18 protein-coding genes are annotated in these 17361 nt (G+C 59.9%); 6 read left to right on the forward strand and 12 right to left on the reverse strand.

The annotated features are described in order from the left end of the window. Positions 1 to 19: 19 nt before the first annotated feature. Genes ilvC through QMK55_RS08755 form a run of 3 tightly spaced genes read right to left on the reverse strand, consistent with a single transcriptional unit; the run spans position 20 to position 3303 of the window. Positions 20 to 1036, reverse strand: a complete 1017-nt coding sequence (gene ilvC, locus QMK55_RS08745; RefSeq protein WP_003228216.1) for a ketol-acid reductoisomerase — start codon at positions 1034 to 1036, stop codon at positions 20 to 22. A gap of 48 nt (positions 1037 to 1084) precedes the next feature. After that, positions 1085 to 1576: an acetolactate synthase small subunit gene (gene ilvN / locus QMK55_RS08750; protein WP_003205610.1), complete on the reverse strand. Its 492-nt coding sequence runs from the start codon at positions 1574 to 1576 to the stop codon at positions 1085 to 1087. Positions 1577 to 1578: 2 nt separating this feature from the next. Next, positions 1579 to 3303 carry an acetolactate synthase 3 large subunit gene (locus tag QMK55_RS08755; RefSeq protein ID WP_102358839.1) on the reverse strand — a complete coding sequence of 575 codons (1725 nt, stop codon included), beginning with the start codon at positions 3301 to 3303 and terminating at the stop codon, positions 1579 to 1581. 398 nt (positions 3304 to 3701) lie between these two features. Here QMK55_RS08755 and QMK55_RS08760 point away from each other — a divergent pair, with 398 nt between their 5' ends. After that, on the forward strand, positions 3702 to 4118 hold the full coding sequence (locus QMK55_RS08760; protein WP_102358835.1) for a DUF4124 domain-containing protein: 417 nt from the start codon (positions 3702 to 3704) through the stop codon (positions 4116 to 4118). An 18-nt stretch (positions 4119 to 4136) separates the two neighbouring features. Here QMK55_RS08760 and QMK55_RS08765 read toward each other — a convergent pair whose 3' ends face one another. From QMK55_RS08765 to mrcB, 3 genes are read right to left on the reverse strand one after another with little or no spacing between them, the layout of a single operon-like run. Then, complete coding sequence (locus QMK55_RS08765; protein ID WP_102358834.1) at positions 4137 to 4472, reverse strand: YqcC family protein; 336 nt, start codon at positions 4470 to 4472, stop codon at positions 4137 to 4139. After that, positions 4472 to 5230, reverse strand: coding sequence for a tetratricopeptide repeat protein (locus QMK55_RS08770; protein ID WP_102358833.1), 759 nt, complete (start codon positions 5228 to 5230; stop codon positions 4472 to 4474). The genes QMK55_RS08765 and QMK55_RS08770 overlap by 1 nt, the downstream gene beginning before the upstream one ends. Positions 5231 to 5246: 16 nt before the next feature. Continuing rightward, positions 5247 to 7571 carry a penicillin-binding protein 1B gene (gene mrcB / locus QMK55_RS08775; protein ID WP_102358832.1) on the reverse strand — a complete coding sequence of 775 codons (2325 nt, stop codon included), beginning with the start codon at positions 7569 to 7571 and terminating at the stop codon, positions 5247 to 5249. 116 nt (positions 7572 to 7687) lie between these two features. Here mrcB and QMK55_RS08780 point away from each other — a divergent pair, with 116 nt between their 5' ends. The 4 genes from QMK55_RS08780 (at position 7688) to QMK55_RS08795 (ending at position 11056) form a co-directional block, all read left to right on the forward strand. Next, on the forward strand, positions 7688 to 9244 hold the full coding sequence (locus tag QMK55_RS08780) for an AAA family ATPase (protein WP_320329052.1): 1557 nt from the start codon (positions 7688 to 7690) through the stop codon (positions 9242 to 9244). 91 nt (positions 9245 to 9335) lie between these two features. Beyond that, positions 9336 to 9680 carry a pentapeptide repeat-containing protein gene (locus QMK55_RS08785; RefSeq protein WP_102358830.1) on the forward strand — a complete coding sequence of 115 codons (345 nt, stop codon included), beginning with the start codon at positions 9336 to 9338 and terminating at the stop codon, positions 9678 to 9680. Positions 9681 to 9966: 286 nt separating this feature from the next. Continuing rightward, the gene (locus QMK55_RS08790) at positions 9967 to 10239 is read left to right on the forward strand and encodes a TfoX/Sxy family protein (protein WP_003228231.1); all 273 of its coding nucleotides are present in this window, start codon (positions 9967 to 9969) and stop codon (positions 10237 to 10239) included. 16 nt (positions 10240 to 10255) lie between these two features. Beyond that, positions 10256 to 11056: a Crp/Fnr family transcriptional regulator gene (locus tag QMK55_RS08795; RefSeq protein ID WP_102358829.1), complete on the forward strand. Its 801-nt coding sequence runs from the start codon at positions 10256 to 10258 to the stop codon at positions 11054 to 11056. Between the two features lie 226 nt (positions 11057 to 11282). On the opposite strand, the gene QMK55_RS08800 is transcribed toward QMK55_RS08795, so the two are convergent. Genes QMK55_RS08800 through QMK55_RS08815 form a run of 4 tightly spaced genes read right to left on the reverse strand, consistent with a single transcriptional unit; the run spans position 11283 to position 14825 of the window. Continuing rightward, positions 11283 to 12131, reverse strand: coding sequence for a ChaN family lipoprotein (locus QMK55_RS08800; RefSeq protein ID WP_320329053.1), 849 nt, complete (start codon positions 12129 to 12131; stop codon positions 11283 to 11285). Positions 12132 to 12151: 20 nt separating this feature from the next. Beyond that, entirely contained in the window at positions 12152 to 12919 is a 768-nt protein-coding gene (locus tag QMK55_RS08805; protein ID WP_320329054.1) for a heme ABC transporter ATP-binding protein, read from the reverse strand. Further along, a complete protein-coding gene (locus QMK55_RS08810; RefSeq protein ID WP_320330249.1) occupies positions 12919 to 13902 on the reverse strand; it encodes an iron ABC transporter permease in 984 nt (327 codons plus the stop codon). The genes QMK55_RS08805 and QMK55_RS08810 overlap by 1 nt, the downstream gene beginning before the upstream one ends. A gap of 50 nt (positions 13903 to 13952) precedes the next feature. Then, entirely contained in the window at positions 13953 to 14825 is an 873-nt protein-coding gene (locus QMK55_RS08815) for a heme/hemin ABC transporter substrate-binding protein (protein WP_102358825.1), read from the reverse strand. Between the two features lie 163 nt (positions 14826 to 14988). Between QMK55_RS08815 and QMK55_RS08820 the strand changes: the two genes are divergently transcribed. Then, entirely contained in the window at positions 14989 to 15306 is a 318-nt protein-coding gene (locus QMK55_RS08820; RefSeq protein ID WP_102358824.1) for a Rieske (2Fe-2S) protein, read from the forward strand. On the opposite strand, the gene sfsA is transcribed toward QMK55_RS08820, so the two are convergent. Together sfsA and QMK55_RS08830 are read right to left on the reverse strand one after the other, a co-directional pair. Further along, complete coding sequence (gene sfsA / locus QMK55_RS08825; protein ID WP_102358823.1) at positions 15303 to 16016, reverse strand: DNA/RNA nuclease SfsA; 714 nt, start codon at positions 16014 to 16016, stop codon at positions 15303 to 15305. The two genes, QMK55_RS08820 and sfsA, sit on opposite strands and share 4 nt — an antisense overlap. Beyond that, positions 16016 to 17188: a pyridoxal phosphate-dependent aminotransferase gene (locus tag QMK55_RS08830; RefSeq protein ID WP_320329055.1), complete on the reverse strand. Its 1173-nt coding sequence runs from the start codon at positions 17186 to 17188 to the stop codon at positions 16016 to 16018. The genes sfsA and QMK55_RS08830 overlap by 1 nt, the downstream gene beginning before the upstream one ends. Positions 17189 to 17361 lie beyond the last annotated feature (173 nt).

Here is a 17361-nt window from a genome sequence, read left to right on the forward strand (position 1 = left end):
TCATACAAGGGACGACGACTTAGTTTTTGGCTTTGTCGACGATCTTGTTGGCACCGATCCACGGCATCATGGAGCGCAGTTGCTCGCCGATGATTTCGATGCCGTGAGCGGCGTTGTTACGACGCTTGGCGGTCATCGAAGGGTAGCCGGTTGCGCCTTCGCTGATGAACATTTTGGCATATTCGCCGTCCTGAATACGTTTCAGGGCATTGCGCATGGCCTGACGGGATTCGGCGTTGATCACTTCCGGACCGGTCACGTACTCACCGTATTCGGCGTTGTTGGAGATCGAGTAGTTCATGTTGGCGATACCGCCTTCGTACATGAGGTCAACGATCAGTTTCAGTTCGTGCAGGCACTCGAAGTAGGCCATTTCTGGCGCGTAGCCAGCTTCAACCAGGGTTTCGAAACCGGCTTTTACCAGTTCAACGGTACCGCCGCACAGAACGGCTTGCTCGCCGAACAGGTCGGTTTCGGTCTCGTCCTTGAAGGTGGTTTCGATGATGCCAGTACGACCGCCACCAACACCTGCCGCGTAGGACAGTGCAACGTTTTTGGCGTTGCCCGAGGCGTCCTGATAGATCGCGATCAGGTCAGGGATACCGCCGCCCTTCACGAACTCGGAACGTACGGTGTGGCCCGGGGCCTTCGGCGCGATCATGATCACGTCGAGGTCGGCACGCGGAACAACCTGGTTGTAGTGAATCGCGAAGCCGTGGGAGAAGGCCAGGGTGGCGCCTTTCTTGATGTTCGGCTCGATTTCGTTTTTGTACAGGGAAGACTGGAACTCGTCCGGGGTCAGAATCATGACCAGGTCGGCAGCAGCAACAGCGGAAGCAACGTCAGTCACTTTCAGGCCATGGGCTTCAGCCTTGGCAACGGTAGCCGAACCTTTACGCAGACCGACGGTAACGTCGACACCGGAGTCTTTCAGGTTGCACGCTTGAGCGTGGCCTTGGGAGCCGTAACCGATGATGGCAACTTTCTTGCCCTGGATGATCGACAGGTCGCAGTCTTTATCGTAGAAAACTTTCATGAATTTCCCCTATATATCCAGGCCGTTCAGGCCATTCGCTAATTTGGTTTAGATGCTGAGTACTTTGTCGCCGCGGGCAATGCCGGTCACGCCGCTACGGACGGTTTCCAGAATCGATGCGGTGCCGATGGACTGAATGAAGCTGTCGAGCTTGTCGCTGGTACCGGTCAATTGAACGGTATACACGCTGGCACTGACATCGACGATCTGTCCACGGTAAATATCGGTGGTGCGTTTGATCTCGGCGCGCTGGGCGCCAGTGGCCTTGACCTTGACCAGCATCAGCTCGCGCTCGATGTGAGCACTTTCCGACAGGTCCACCAGCTTGACCACTTCGATCAGCTTGTTCAGGTTTTTGGTGATCTGCTCGATGATTTCATCGTGGCCAACGGTGGTCAGCGTCAGACGCGACAGGGTCGGGTCTTCGGTCGGGGCCACCGTCAGGCTTTCGATGTTGTAGTTGCGCTGCGAGAACAGGCCGACTACGCGAGACAAAGCGCCGGGTTCGTTTTCCAGAAGCAGGGAAATAATGTGCCGCATGATTAAGTACGCTCCGTCTTGCTCAGCCACATATCGCGCATGGAGCCGTCTTTGATCTGCATCGGATAGACGTGCTCGCTGGTATCGACCGAAATATCGATCACCACCAGACGATCTTTCATGGCGAACGCTTCTTCCATCTTCGACTTCAAATCTTTCGAATCGGTGATGCGCACGCCGACGTGACCGTAGGCTTCAGCCAGCTTGACGAAATCAGGCAACGATTCCATGTAGGAATGCGAGTGACGGCTGCCGTAGCTCATGTCCTGCCACTGACGAACCATCCCCAGAACACCGTTGTTCAGGATGACGATTTTCACCGGCAAGCCGTATTGCAGGCAGGTCGACAGCTCCTGGATGTTCATCTGGATGCTGCCTTCGCCGGTGACGCAGGCAACGTCGTCATCCGGGAAGCTCAACTTGATACCCATGGCCGCCGGGAAACCGAAGCCCATGGTGCCCAGGCCACCGGAGTTGATCCAGCGGTTCGGTTTGTTGAACGTGTAGTACTGCGCAGCGAACATCTGGTGCTGACCCACGTCGGACGTGATGAAGGCATCGCCCTTGGTCACTTCGCACAGGGTCTCGATCACGGTTTGCGGTTTGATCAGGCTGCCGTCACCCTTTTCATAAGGGAACAGGCCGCGATCACCGCGCCATTCATCGACTTGCTTCCACCAACTGGCCACGGACTCCTTGTTTGGGGTCTCGCCGATTTCCTTGAGGATCGCGACCATTTCGCTCAGGACGCTTTCCACCGGGCCAACGATCGGCACGTCGGCCTTGATGGTCTTGGAGATCGAAGCCGGGTCGATGTCGATGTGGATGATCTTGGCGTTCGGGCAGAACTTCGCCGCGCCGTTGATCACACGGTCATCGAAACGCGCGCCGACAGCCAGAATCACGTCGGCATGGTGCATCGCCAGGTTGGCGGTGTAGCTGCCGTGCATACCGAGCATGCCGATGAACTGACGGTCGGTGCCAGGGAAACCACCCAGGCCCATCAAGGTGTTGGTCACTGGCAGGTTGAGCATTTTGGCCAGTTCGGTCAGCGGTGCAGAACCGTTGCCGAGGATCACGCCGCCACCGGAATACATGACCGGGCGCTTGGCCGCCAGGAGCATTTCTGCCGCCTTGCGGATTTGCCCGGAGTGACCGCGTACGGCCGGGCTGTAGGAACGCAGCTTGGCTTTTTTCGGGAAAACGTATTCGAACTTCTCGGCTGGGTTGGTCATGTCTTTCGGGATATCGACCACGACCGGGCCCGGACGACCGGATTGCGCCAGGTAGAACGCCTTCTTCATGACTTCCGGGATTTCCGAGGCGTGCTTGATCATGAAGCTGTGCTTCACGATCGGCCGGGAAATACCGATCATGTCGGTTTCCTGGAACGCGTCGGTGCCGACCATGGTGCTTGGCACCTGACCGGAAATGATCACCATTGGAATCGAATCCATATAGGCGGTGGCGATACCGGTGATGGCGTTTGTGGCGCCAGGACCTGAAGTCACCAATACCACGCCGGCTTTACCGGTGGCACGGGCGTAGCCGTCAGCCATATGGGTAGCCGCTTGTTCGTGACGAACCAGGATGTGGGTCACTTCCGGTTCTTTGAACAGGGCATCGTAAACATGCAGGAGAGCACCACCCGGGTACCCGTAGATATATTTGACGCCTTCGTCACGCAAGAAGCGGACGAGCATCTCACCGCCAGATAAAAGCTCCACGTTGTTCACCTCTAAAACGCCAGAATACCGTCCACAAAAAGGGGCGGGTCTTAATAGGTTTACTTCTCGGCAGAGCATGAGCGACGGTGGTCGCCGACTACGTCAGCACTGACTGAGCAAGTATTGGGATCGTCCCAAGTGTTGCGGGCCTTTCCCACCCAGCGCGAGGTAACGCGTTGCGGGTGTAACAGGTCGACGCGGATATGCGCCTCATGATCTACCGAGTGGGTCTGCTTCTGGCAGTCCCTCTACAGCGGACTTTGGATTCTTCTGTTTCGCCCTCTCCAAGTCAAGCCGTCAATGTGCTTAATTGTGGGTAAGCACATGAGAACGCAAGAAAAAACCTGAAAACCGCTACTCTGTTAGCGTCAATTGCGCAATTTTGCCAAGGAATCAGCATGCGAACGCTTCTGTTAACTCTGCTGATCGGCCTCAGCCCCTGGTGCTCGGCCGCTCAGATCTACAAATGGGTCGATGCCCAAGGCGTCACGCACTTCGATGCGCAGCCTCCGCAAGGGCAGCCGGCCACCACCGTGCAAACACCCTCCTCGCCCCCGCCAAAACCTGCAGCAATGCCGGGCAGCGGTGCGCTGGGCGATCAGAAAGCCATCGACGACAAGGTGAAAAAACAGGTGGCGGAGCAGCAGACGCAGCTCAAGGCGTTTTGCGAGCAGGCACGGACGAACCTGGCGCAATTGCAGAACAATCCGCGCTTGAGAGAAGAAGTGGAGGGAAAACTGCGGCGCCTCGACGATGCGCAACGGCAGGAGCGCATCGTCGAAGCACAGAAACAGATAGCGCAGAACTGCCAGTAGGTACTGGCAGTTTGCGGTTCAGCGCGAAGCGGTGATCAGCAGGTCGAACTCTTTGAGCAGCACCTGCAGTTGTCGATCCTTGCCCTGCAGATTGCGCTGGGCGAAGACCATTTCGGCCATTTCCTGAATGCCCGAGGCATTGGGCAGCGGCAGATCCTGCTCGAGGATCATCTTCATCCGCGGCAGGAAGATCCATTGCAGCCATTGTTCGAAATCCAGCGTGTCGACCGAAAACGGTTCGACACTGCTCAGGGCTTCGGCCGATGGCTGAACCTCATCCCACCAACCCTGCGTGCGCAGTTCGCGCTCGATCAGCAACAACTGATCGGCGATTTTCGGGAAGCGAGTATCCATCAGAGCGAAACCTTGGCCTTCTGACGAGCCAGCGCTGCGCCGGCGGCATCGCCCTGTTTCTCACGGGACTGCGCGATGATTTCCCACAGGTTGGCTTGCAGATCCGGACGGCCGTTGGCCATGGTCAACGCACGACGGGCAAATTGCTCGGCCTGCGGTGCATCCCCCTGAGCCATGCGCACTTGCGCCAGACGATAAAGCACTTGCGGCTCACGCGGGGCGACGCGTTGGGCACGCTCCAGGCTGGAGGATGCACCGTTGAGGTCGCCGCCGGCCTGCTGCTGTTGTGCAGTAGTCAGCAAGGCGAGCACCGGACCGTCCAGTTGCTCGTCTGCCGACAGACCGCCGCCGCTGCTGCTGGCCGAAGGAATGCCGCTTGGCGTCGAAGGCATGCTGTAGCTGCCCGTGTTGATCGGCGCCGACTGGACCGGCGACGGATTGTATGGCCCCGGAGTGATACCCCCGGAAGCCGGGCCTGGAACGATCGGCGAGGTGCTGATCGGCGCCGATGTCGTGGCACCACCACCCGGCACCATCACCACCACGCCGGTATCGCCCTGCGGGATGGCCTGGGATTGCGCCTGGCCTTGCACTGGGCGTTTGACCGTCGTCTTGCGGAAACCGCCGTTGGCCGACAGGCGTTCGCTGTTGGACACGGTTGTGCCGGAATCCACCACCGGAATCGAACCACGCTGTACGGTAGAGCAGCCGCTGAGCAAAGCCACGGCGGTCACCGCTGGAATCAACCACTTGTTCACTTGAAACCCTCTTTGCTTAATTCATCCAGCCCTTGACCCAATCCATCACCGACTCCGGCGAAGCAGGCGTTTCGCTTGCACACGCGGCGCCGGGTGGCGGTTCGCTGCCGCGAATATACGGCATCTGCACCGCCCCCGGACAGTTGGCATCAGAGCCTTGTCCGGTACGCGAATCGACCCACGCCTGGACGATGTTGTCCGGCTGCGGCATGTCCAGCGGCAGTGGATCGGCCTTGCGCATGAAACTGGTCCAGACCTGCAACGCACCGGTCGCGCCGGTGAACGGGGTCTTGCCGTTGTCGTCACGACCGAGCCAGACCACCGCCAGCAGATCCTGACTGAAGCCGGCGAACCAGCTGTCACGCGAATCGTTACTGGTACCGGTCTTGCCGGCCAGCGTCAGGGTCTTGGGCAGCACGTTATAAACCGAGCTGCCGGTACCTTCGCGCATCACGCGCTGCATGGCGTTCTGGATCAGGTAGATAGACGCCGGATCAAAACGCTGCTCAATCTGGAACGGATAACGCTTGAGCGGCTCGCCCTCGGCGGTCAGTACGCTGCGAATCCCGCGCATCGGCGTGTTGAAACCACCGTTGGCGAGGGTCTGGTACATGGTCGCCACTTCGATCGGAGTCATGCCGCCAGCACCCAGCAACATCGACGGATACGCCGGGAACTCACGGGTCACGCCCAGACGTGCAAGGGTCTTGAGCACATTCGGCACACCGACTTCCAGGCCGAGACGCGAAGTCGACAAGTTGTAGGAATGCGCCAGCCCCTGATAGAGGAATACCGTGCCGTGGGAGCGACGGTCGTAGTTCTGCGGCTTCCACACCTGGCCGTCCGCACCTTTGACCGACAATGGATCATCCGACAGCCAGCTGGTCAGCGTGTAGTGGCTCGGTTTCTCCAGCGCAGTCAGATATACCGCAGGCTTCACCAGGGAACCGATCGGCCGCACGGCATCCAGCGCCCGGTTGAAACCGGCGTAACTGGCCTGACGGCTACCGATCATCGCCTGGACTTCGCCGGTTTCCGGGTTGGTCACGACCATCGCCGCTTCCACGTCGTCGGAGCCCTTGCGTCCGGCCAGACGCTTGAAGGTGTCGTTGACCGAGGCCTCGGCTTTCATCTGCAGAATCGGGTCGAAACTGGTGAAGATCCGCAGACCTTCTTCGGTCAAGTCTTCGTCGCGATAGTCTTCGCGCAACTGACGTTTGACCAGATCGATGAAGCCGGGGAACGAGCTGTCGGCCAACTTGCCGCGAGTGGTTACACCCAGTGGCATTTTCTTCGCCGCTTCGACCTGTTCGGCAGTCGCCACGCCTTGCTGCTCAAGCACGTCGAGCACCAGATTGCGACGCTCAAGCGCGCGCTCGGGATTGCGGCGCGGGTTGTAATAGGACGGGCCTTTGACCATGCCGACCAGCAGCGCAACCTGATGCAGTTTCAGCTCGGACAATGGCTGGCCGAAGAAGAACTGGCTGGCCAGACCGAAGCCGTGCACCGCACGCTGACCGTCCTGCCCGACGAAGACTTCGTTGAGGTACGCCTCAAGAATTTCTTTTTTGTCGTAATGCAGCTCCAGCAGCATCGCCATCATCGCTTCGGTGAGCTTGCGGCTCAGGCTGCGTTCGTTGGTGAGGTAGAAGTTCTTCACCAACTGCTGGGTCAGCGTGCTGCCGCCCTGGGTCATCTTGCCGCCAGAGGTGTTGACCCAAATGGCCCGGGCAATCGATTTCGGCGAAACGCCCCAGTGGCTGTAATAGTCGCGGTCTTCAACCGCAACCAGGGTTTCCAGCAAGTACGGCGGCACCTGATCGAGCTTGATCAGGATGCGGTCTTCAAGATTTTTCGGATAAATGCCGCCGATCATCAGCGGCTCAAGTCGCACCACGGACAGTTTCGAACCATTGAGCCCCGAGAGCTCCGCCACATAATCGCCGGAGAAGCGCACGCGCACCGGCTGGGCTTTTTCCAGGCCTTCATAGAACTGGAAGCCGCGAGTATTCAGATCGACGGTATTGCCGCTGACGGCAGCAGCGCCGGGGCCATTGCTCACGGCTTCGCGGCGATAGCCGAGGGCGTCGAGCTCGGTCAGGAAATCGTCCTTGCTGAGCTTCTGTCCGACGAACAGCTCGAGCGGACGCGCGTATACCTTGGCCGGAATGGTCCAGCGCTTGCCGGAGAACTTCTCCTGCACCACAGCATCGAGGTAAACGGCGAAGCCGGCCAGCACCACAAGGCCGACCAGACTGAGTTTAATGGCCCAACCCAGCCATGGGCTCAGGCCCTTGGCAGGTGGTTTTTTCTTGGTACGGGGGGATCGAGTTCGAGTCATGGCGGCGGATTATACGCACTTTATTCATACTCAACAGGAGCGCTCCGAGGTTTGCGTCCGGCTGGCGAGCGGCCATAATGGCGACCTCGAATTTCCCAGTCTCTGAAGGATCGCCCGTGAGCCAGTCACTGATCGCTGCCCTGCAAAACCCGGCCCTCTACCCGCACTCTGTCGAGGGGTTCCAGGTCATCGAAACCCATATCTCGTGGGTGATCCTCACTGGCCCCTTTGCCTATAAAGTGAAGAAACCGGTGAATTTCGGCTTCCTCGATTTCACTGGCCTCGAATCCCGCGCACATTTCTGTGCTGAAGAGCTGCGCCTGAACCAGCGCCTGACCGACGATTTGTATCTGGAAGTGTTGCCGGTGACCGGCAGCGTCGAGGCGCCACAACTGGGCGGCGATGGCCCGGCAATCGAATACGTGCTGAAAATGCGTCAGTTCCCGCAGACCGGCTTGCTCAGCACCCTGCAAGCCAATGGCGAACTGACCACTCAGCACATCGACGAGATGGCCGAGCAGATCGCCAAATTCCACCTCAGCGCGCCGAAAGTCCCGGCCGAGCACGACGCCGGCACGCCAGACAGCGTGATGGCCCCAGTCTCGCAAAACTTCGAACAGATCCTGCCGTTCCTCAGCGACAAAAACGACCTGCTGCAACTCGAAGCGCTGAAAGCCTGGGCCGAAAGCAGCTTCGAACGCCTCAAGCCACTGTTCGCCCAGCGTAAAGCCGAGGGTTTCACCCGCGAATGCCACGGTGATATCCACCTGGGCAACGCTACTGTCATCGACGGCAAGGTGGTGATCTTCGATTGCATCGAATTCAACGAACCGTTCCGCTTCACCGATGTGTGGGCCGACACCGGTTTCCTGGCGATGGACCTTGAAGACCGTGGCCTGAAATCCCTGGCCCGTCGCTTCATCAGCCAGTACCTGGAGCTGACCGGCGACTATAAAGGCCTGGAAGTGCTGAATTTCTACAAAGCCTACCGCGCTCTGGTTCGCGCCAAGGTTGCGCTGTTCAGCATGCCGGCCGACGCCACGCCAGTGCAGCGCGCCACCACCCTGCGCCAATACCGCAACTACGCCAACCTGGCGGAAAGCTACAGCACCATTCCTTCGCGCTTCATGGCCATCACCCACGGTGTATCGGCTGTCGGCAAGAGCCATGTGGCGATGCGTCTGGTCGAAGCACTGGGGGCGATCCGCCTGCGTTCCGACGTCGAGCGCAAGCGCCTGTTCGGCGAGCAAACCGTTGCCAACGACGTGCAGGCCGGGATTTACAGTGCCGACGCCAGCGCCGCAACCTACGTGCGCCTGCATGAAATCGCCGAAGTGATCCTGCACGCCGGGTTCCCGGTGGTGATCGATGCCACTTACCTCAAGCGCGCGCAGCGCGATAGCGCGGCAAAGATCGCCGAAGCCACCGGTACGCCATTCCTGATCCTCGACTGCAACGCGCCACAAGCGGTCATCGAGAGCTGGTTGGCGATTCGCCAGGCGGATAAACAGGATCCGTCCGACGCCACTCTGGCGGTGATCGAAGCGCAACAGGCCAATCGCGAAGCGCTGACGCCGGAAGAAATCCTGCGCAGCAAGCGCGTACAGACCAATGAATCCGGTACGCTGGACACCGTGGTCGCGCAGATCCGTCAACGCCTGCCTGGCTTGTAAGAAACTATTTCGGCCGTGAAGCCCTCGCTTGCTTCACGGCCATCAAATAGTGGCACTATACTGGCGTCATAAAACCAACAGGTGATCTGACATGAGCCAGCCGAAACTTCTCGACACCCCGCTGTATGCCTTGTTGCACAAAGACGATATTGCAGGCTTCAACAAGGAACGACCGAAAGACGGCCCGATCGATATGGTTGGCGGCGACTTCCGCGGACTTGACCTGCGTGAACTGAACGCCGATGGCGTGGATTTCAGGGACGCCTACTTTCGTTCCGCCGATTTGCGTGGCATCGATTTCCGCAATGCTTCGCTTGAAGGAGCAAGCCTCGCTCATGCGCAGATTTCCGGCGCGTACTTCCCGGTCGAGTTGAGTGCGGACGAGATTCTGATGTCGATGAATTTCGGCACGCGTTTGCGTTATCGCACTCGCTGATAGCCTCATTGTTCCCTGACACGACGCCTTCCCTGTAGGAGTGAGCCTGCTCGCGATAGCGGTTTAATATTCAACACATGTGTACCTGCCAGTCCGCCATCGCGAGCAGGTTCACTCCTGCATTGATTTGTGTTCCCCCCTCCTTATCTGCTTTCGCAGGCCGTTCAAGCGCCCTTTCTTAGAAGCGTTTGCGTTGAATCCGACCAAACAACCACGCTTTTCCTACTGATGGCTACACTCCTGAGAAGCTCGCCCACGCACCATTCGGCCGTCGCAAGGAGGCTTGATGAATGATGAACTGCAACACCTGAAGAATCTTGGCAAGACGTCGGCGCAGTGGCTGCATGCCGTGGGCATCCACAGCGCCTCGGACTTGCGTCGCCTGGGGGCGGTGGACGCCTATCGGGCGGTGCGTACCCGCGGGTTTCGCGCATCGAAGGTGTTGCTGTATGCGATCGAAGGGGCGCTGATGGATGTGCACTGGAACGACATCCCTGCCGAACGCAAAGACGCCTTGAACAAGCAGCTCGAAGCTATTTCCTCGCGACACAAGAATTGAACAGGCGCTGACGGCCATGTATCTGCTTGGGGAACAATCGGCACCTGTCGATGCACTGATCAATCGTTTGCAGAGCTTGCCTGTACGCTGGCTCGAAGGACTCGCGCCGTGCGGGCCGGTAATTGAGTACGAAACTTCTGACGATCTGCTAAGACAATTACCCGACGATCAGTTGTTTCTGCTGACAGAAGGCGTGATCAACGGCTGCATGGGCGGTCGAGCGGTTTTTTATTGGCAGGAAGGCGACTTGATCGGTTTGCAGCAGGGCCCGGCCTGGGCCGATTGCCGTCTGTGCAGTGAAGGGCCATTGCGATTGCTGCCATATCGGCGCACCGATCTTCTTCAACACTTGCTCGCCGAGCCTGAGCGGGCCGAGCAGCTGCTGGAGTATCTGCTGGGTCAGATGGCAATGCTCGCCCACGCGGTGGCCGAACTGAAACCCCGGGAGTTTCGCAGCACCAATGGCTTCAAACGGGTCGAGAGCGGTGAAGTGTTGATCCAGCAGGGCGATGTGGCCGATCACGTCTTCGTGATCATCGATGGGCATGCCGAAGCGTTTGTTGACGGGCACAAGGTCGGCGAAGTGCCCAAGGACGAGATTTTCGGCGCCATGGCGGTGTTCACGGGAGAACCGCGCAACGCCACGGTCATCGCTCGCGAGCCGAGCACCGTGATGCTGATTCCCGGCGATCAGTTTTTGAACATGACCCGCAACAATCCGAAAATTGCGCACAGCCTGATTGAGAGCATGGCTCGGCGCATCGGCCAGCTCAACCAGCAGATCACCCAACTGATCGCCATCAAAGGTCAGCGTTAAGTCCCGTGTTTGCGGGGCATTCCGGCCATTTCCACGACTAAATCAAGTAAATGGAAAAACAGTGGTTGACTCGCTAATGAGAATCGCTATGATTATCACAGCTGATCGCGAGATCAGTCGATATTCTGAAAAGCCCTTGGTTCGGACTCTCAGATTATCTCCTCATCAGGCTAATCACGGTTATTTGACCCGGTTTTTACCGGGTCTTTTTTTGCCTGTGGAAAAGTCATTGGCCGAACTGTTTGCGCATCTGCGCGCAGTAATCCTGCGCTGGCGTCGCCGGGGTGTACCAGACGTAATCGGCCATCGCCGCAGTAACCTCGGCGCCCTGCTCGGCCAGCATCAGCACCATTGGCGCTTGGGCTGCGCCCAGATCCAGAACATGCAGCGGCACGCCAACATCCTTGCGCGCATGCCAGGCACCTGCCAACAGCAGGGCTGGCGTTGGCGCCGCCATCAAGCGTTCGGCCATGCGCCGATCGCGCTGCTGCTGAACCGCGAGCATCGACGGCATTTGCGATTGGGGCAGCAAGCCGCAATGGGAATCGCTGATCTGCTCAAGCAGCGTGGCCTTCACCGAGGCCGCATTACTGCGAACACCATTCAAACCTGGCCGCTGACGATAGAACGCGCGGATTTCGCTGTTATCCAGATTGCCCGCCAATAGCGGAAAGGGTTGCTTGAGGGCAAACCGAACGATCGGGCCATAGAGATTCCAGTCCCAACCGTCCTGCCAGGCCAATGCGCCGGGAAGATCACTGGGCGGCGTTGCGGGAGGGCGAACTTGATCAACTTTCGGCTGCTGATCAGGCGTAAGCATTTCCAGCAGCAAACTGCCCTGTGGGCGCTGCTCACCGAGCGCCTTCAACAACCACAACTGCACAGCGTGGTGATCGGCATTGTCATGTTGCTCGCCGATGATCAGCTGTTGCGGCTTGGTCAACCGCGTCAGCAGTTCCTGTGCCGTCAGCACCTGACCGCTGCGCAGATCGCGAATCTCGCCGCTGACCGGCGGCGCGGCAACATGCTGACACCCCGTCAGCAGCAACACGATCAAGAGCCACATCCCGCGCATGCCATCACCTCGATGAAACGTCAGCGGGCGATGATCAGCGGATGCCCGCGCTCCGGGTGCTGCTGCACCAATACTTCGAGACCGAACACGGCTTTGAGTGTATCCGGACGCAATACCTGCCGCGGCGTATCCAGTGCCACCGGGCGCCCGCCTTCGAGCAACAACACACGATCACAATAGCGCGCCGCCAGGTTCAGATCATGCAGGATGACCAGCACTGCCGCGCCACGGTCGGCAAACTCACGCACCGCTTGCAGCGTTGTGTGTTGATGCAGCGGATCGAGCATCGACGTCGGCTCGTCCAGCAACAAGCTTTGCCCAGCCTGCCCTGGCCACAGCTGCGCCAGCACCCGCGCCAGGTGCACACGCTGACGCTCGCCACCCGACAGCGCCAGATAACTGCGACCGCTCAGATGCCCGACATCCGCCGCGTGCAGTGCTGCCGCGACAATCTCGTCATCGCGCACCCGACCGCTTTGATAAGGCAGCCGCCCCATGCCGACCACTTCTTCGACGCGAAAGGCAAAGTCCAGCGTCGACACCTGCGGCAACACCGCCAGACGCTGGGCGCGCTGCGTACCCGTCCAGTGACTCAAGGCCTGACCATCCAGTGAAACTTCGCCTTCACTGGCCACCAGCTCACCGCACAGGGCGCCGAGCAATGTGCTTTTACCCGCGCCGTTCGGCCCCAGCACGCCCAGCACTTCACCCGGTTCAAGTTGCAGGGTGACGCCGCTGAGCACCGTCTTGCGGTCGCGACGGATATGCAGATTGTGCGCACGCAGCATCAGGCACGTCCTCGCAACAGCAGATAAAGGAAGAACGGCGCGCCGATAAAAGCGGTGACAATGCCGATCGGCAACTCCGCCGGCGCCAACGCCAGCCGCGCCACCAGATCCGCCAGCAACAACAGGCTGGCCCCGGCCAACACCGAGGCTGGCAGCAGCACGCGATGATCCGGCCCGGCCAGCAGGCGCACCAGATGCGGCACCACCAGTCCGACGAAACCGATCATCCCCGCTGCCGCCACTGCTGCACCAACACCCAACGCGGTGCAAAAAACCAACGCGCGCTTGAGCCGCTCGACATCGATGCCCAGATGCCCTGCCTCCGACTCACCGAGCAACAGCGCATTCAGCGCCTTGGCGCGGCGCGGCAACCACAGCGCAACGCCGGCGCTGATGATCAGCAAAGGCCAGAGCCGCGCGTAACTGGCGCCATTGAGGCTACCGAGGTTCCAGAACGTCAGCGTGCGCAGGGTCGCGTCATCCGCCAGATAGGTGAACAGCCCCACCGCTGAGCTTGCCAGCGCCGTCAGGGCAATCCCCGCCAACAGCATGGTCGCCACGTTGGTCTGGCCGTTTCGACGTCCGAGCCGATAGACCAGCGCCGTCACCCCGAGTCCACCGAGAAACGCACACGCCGATAACAGATATGGCCCGAACCACTCCGGCAAACCGCCAAAAAACGAGCCACCGACAATCGCTATCGCCGCGCCCAATGCTGCACCGCTGGACACCCCGACCAACCCGGGATCGGCCAACGGATTACGAAACAAGCCCTGCATCGCCACACCGGACAGCGCCAGCACACCGCCGACGGCCAGCCCAAGCAAGGTGCGCGGCAAGCGAATCTGCCCGAGAATCAGCTCAGCCTGCTCCAGACCGTCCGGCGCCAGCGGCACACCGAGCATGCGCAACGCCGCGCGCAAGGTATCGAACAGCGGCAGGCTGACCGGCCCCAGCGCCAATGACAACCAGATGGCCAGCAGACACAACAGCGTCAGGCCGATGAACAGGCGGCGGGGTTTGACCAGTGTGGTCATGGGTTGCCCTTGGTCGGGTAGAAACCGTCAGACAGACGCAGCAACGCCGCCGGCAAACGCGGCCCGAGCCCGCCGACCAGCAGCGTCGGATCCAGCTCCAGCACCCGTCCGGCCTTGGCCGCGCGGCTTGATTCAAGAATCGGGTTTTCCTTGAACAGCGCCGTTTTCGCCGCTTCACCGCTCAACGCGCGATCGGCGAACACCAATACTTCAGGATCGAGCCCCGCCAGTGATTCCACAGAAAACGGTTTATAACCGGTATGCGTCGCCAGGTTATGCCCGCCGGCCTGTTGCAGCAGCCAGTCGGCAGTGGTGTCCTTGCCGGCAATCAACGGTTTGCCACCCGCATGCCCGATCAGCACCAGAACGCCCGGCGCCTTGTGATCGGCCTGCAATTGACTGACTCGCTGTTTCAGCACATCGAGTTGCTGTTGATAACTTTGCAGCAGTTGAGCCGCTTGCGTCTCGGCGCCGAGCAACTGCCCCAGGTGTGTGACGTTTTTTTTCAGGGTGGGCAGGTCCGGCTGCGCGGAAAACAGCTCCACCTGCACTTTGCCATTCTTCACTTGCGCCAGTACTGGCGGCGGGCCCATTTCTTCGGTACCGATCAGAATGTCCGGGCGCAGGCTGAGAATGCCTTCCGAAGACAGACTGCGCTGATAGCCGATGCTCGGCAGTGCCCTCAATGATTCCGGATGCTGACTGGTGGTGTCGACGCCGACCAGTTTCGACTCGCCGCCCAACGCACTGACCCACTCAGACAATCCGCCGCCGGCGCTCACCCAACGTTGCGGCAGATCGGCCGCTGCAACCTGGTGACTGACCAAAAGTCCGACACACAGTACAGCCACGCGGGTTATCAGGCGCATACACAGCTTCCTTGAACAGGTTTTTCCGCGCATCGGGACAATGGGCCAAGTATCCTAGGCATCGGTCACCGCATGGCGGATGAAGGCGGCCATTTGATAATTGTTTGCATTTAAACGTCAAGCTCGGACATTTCCCGTAACGAGCCGACACTTGAGGATAGCCATGAAGTTTTTGTGCGCCGGCGCCGATCTGGCCGAGGCCGGCAGCCGTGGGTTCGACATCGACGGAAACAAACTGTTTGCCGTGCGCCGCGCGGGTCAGGTTTATGTCTATCTCAACCGTTGTCCGCACCGCGGTGTCGGGCTGGAGTGGCAGCCCGACCAGTTTCTCGACCCGAGCAACAGCCTGATCCAGTGCGCCACCCACGGCGCACTGTTTCTGATCGAGGACGGCGAATGTGTCGCCGGTCCCTGCGCCGGGCAATCCCTGACCGCCATCCCTTGCCGCGAAGACGCGCAAGGGCTATGGATCGATGTTTAACCGTTGAGCAAAACGTCCAGTCGTCGGTCGATCACCATCTCTTCATGGTTTAACCGTACGCCATAAGCCAGCACCTCGACCCCGCACGCCACCGCTTCGCGTAGTGCGTCGGCGTAGGCCGAATCGATTTCCTCGGCCGGACGCACCGCCTCGATCCCGCTGAGATTGACGCAATACAACTGCACCGCACGAATGCCGTCACGGGCCAGATGCGCCAGCTCCCGCAGATGTTTGGCGCCGCGCTGGGTGACCGCATCGGGAAACGCCGCCACATTCGTCCCGTCGAAACCCAGGGTGACGCTTTTCACTTCCACGTAGGCCGGGCCGTTCGGGTATTCGAGACGAAAATCGATGCGGCTCTTTTCCTGACCGTAGGCCACTTCTCGTTTGAGCGCTGTGAATCCGTTCAACTCGCTGATGACCCCGGCTTGCAACGCTTCTTCGACCAAGGCGTTGGCGCGGCCAGTATTCACACAGAACAGCCGGCCCTGCGGGGTTTCGCCGATTTCCCAGGTCCCGGGCAGCTTGCGCTTGGGATCGTTGGAACGGCTGAACCACACCTGGCCGCCCTCAACCTGGCAATTGAGCATCGAACCGGTGTTCGGGCAGTGCAGGGTCATCAGCTCGCCATTGACCGTTTCAACATCAGCGAGAAAACGTTTGTAGCGGCGGATCAGCCGCGCCTCTTCCAGAGCCGGATAAAAACGCATCAGCCTTGCCAGCTCTTCAAGCCATGGGCGATCCGTTCCACCGCTTCCTGTAAGCGAGGGAGGTTTTGCGTGTAGGCAAATCGCACATGATGGCCGGCCTGATAACGGCCGAAATCCAGGCCCGGAGTAAAGGCAACGTGCTCGACTTCGAGGAAATGCCGGCAGAACGCGAAGGCATCTCCGCCGAACTGGCTGATATCGGCGTACAAGTAGAATGCCCCTTCCGGCTCGACGGCGATGTTGAAACCCAACTCGCGCAACGCCGGCAGCAGGAAGTCACGACGGCGACCGAATTCAGCGCGGCGCTCTTCGAGAATGGCGATCGTGCCCGGCTCGAAACAGGCCAAAGCGGCGTACTGCGCCATGCTCGGAGCACTGATGTAGAGGTTCTGCGCGAGCTTTTCCAATTCGCCGACCGCCGCGTCAGGCGCCACCAGCCAGCCGAGGCGCCAACCGGTCATGCCGAAATACTTGGAGAAACTGTTGAGCACAAAGGCGCTGTCATCGACCTCCAGCACGCTCGCCGCATCGGTGCCGTAGGTCAGGCCGTGATAAATCTCGTCCACCACCAGATGCCCGTGCCGCGCCTTGATCGCTGTGGATAACCCGGCCAGCTCATCACGGGTCAGGATCGTCCCGGTCGGGTTGGCCGGCGAAGCCACCAACGCACCGACGCTGTCGTGATCCCAATGCCGTGCCACCAGATCCGGGGTCAGTTGATAACGCACCTCCGGCCCGACCGGAACCAGTTGCGCCGCGCCTTCAACCAGGCGCAGGAAATGCCGGTTGCACGGGTAACCGGGATCCGCCAGCAACCAGTGTTTGCCGGGATCGACCAGCAAGGCACTGGCCAGTAACAGGGCGCCGGAGCCACCGGGGGTGATCAGAATCCGGCGCGGATCGATGTTCAGGCCATAACGCTGTTGATAGAAACCGGAAATCGCCTCGCGCAGCTCGGGAATGCCCCGCGCGGCGGTGTAGCGGGTCTTGCCCGCCGTCAGCGCCGCTTGCCCGGCACGGATGATCGGCTCGGCTGTGGTGAAGTCCGGCTCGCCGATTTCCAGGTGGATCACGTCGTGACCTTCGGCCTGCAATTCGTTGGCCCGCGCCAGCAGCGCCATCACATGGAACGGTTCGATCGCACGACTGCGCGCACTGTAGGGCTGAGCCATTGGCCTTCCTTCGACGGGAAAAAGAGACGATTCTACCCATCTGCCGGAACGAGCGAGAACCCATCGCGGTCACACCCTCAAGAACACTGGACTGTAACGAGATGAGCGTACGCTCCAGAATTGACTAAAATCAGTGATTGAACAGGTCTTCAGCACCACCAGACACGGCTTGC

Origin of the sequence: Pseudomonas sp. P8_229 (genome assembly GCF_034008635.1) — a bacterium.
GTDB lineage: Bacteria > Pseudomonadota > Gammaproteobacteria > Pseudomonadales > Pseudomonadaceae > Aquipseudomonas.

Coding starts and splice junctions, on each gene's coding strand:
- ilvC (WP_003228216.1), bottom strand. CDS start 1,036: ATGAAAGTTTTCTACGATAAAGACTGCGACCTGTCGATCATCCAGGGC.
- ilvN (WP_003205610.1), bottom strand. CDS start 1,576: ATGCGGCACATTATTTCCCTGCTTCTGGAAAACGAACCCGGCGCTTTG.
- QMK55_RS08760 (WP_102358835.1), top strand. CDS start 3,702: ATGCGAACGCTTCTGTTAACTCTGCTGATCGGCCTCAGCCCCTGGTGC.
- QMK55_RS08765 (WP_102358834.1), bottom strand. CDS start 4,472: ATGGATACTCGCTTCCCGAAAATCGCCGATCAGTTGTTGCTGATCGAG.
- mrcB (WP_102358832.1), bottom strand. CDS start 7,571: ATGACTCGAACTCGATCCCCCCGTACCAAGAAAAAACCACCTGCCAAG.
- QMK55_RS08785 (WP_102358830.1), top strand. CDS start 9,336: ATGAGCCAGCCGAAACTTCTCGACACCCCGCTGTATGCCTTGTTGCAC.
- QMK55_RS08790 (WP_003228231.1), top strand. CDS start 9,967: ATGAATGATGAACTGCAACACCTGAAGAATCTTGGCAAGACGTCGGCG.
- QMK55_RS08795 (WP_102358829.1), top strand. CDS start 10,256: ATGTATCTGCTTGGGGAACAATCGGCACCTGTCGATGCACTGATCAAT.
- QMK55_RS08800 (WP_320329053.1), bottom strand. CDS start 12,131: ATGCGCGGGATGTGGCTCTTGATCGTGTTGCTGCTGACGGGGTGTCAG.
- QMK55_RS08805 (WP_320329054.1), bottom strand. CDS start 12,919: ATGCTGCGTGCGCACAATCTGCATATCCGTCGCGACCGCAAGACGGTG.
- QMK55_RS08815 (WP_102358825.1), bottom strand. CDS start 14,825: ATGCGCCTGATAACCCGCGTGGCTGTACTGTGTGTCGGACTTTTGGTC.
- QMK55_RS08820 (WP_102358824.1), top strand. CDS start 14,989: ATGAAGTTTTTGTGCGCCGGCGCCGATCTGGCCGAGGCCGGCAGCCGT.
- sfsA (WP_102358823.1), bottom strand. CDS start 16,016: ATGCGTTTTTATCCGGCTCTGGAAGAGGCGCGGCTGATCCGCCGCTAC.
- QMK55_RS08830 (WP_320329055.1), bottom strand. CDS start 17,188: ATGGCTCAGCCCTACAGTGCGCGCAGTCGTGCGATCGAACCGTTCCAT.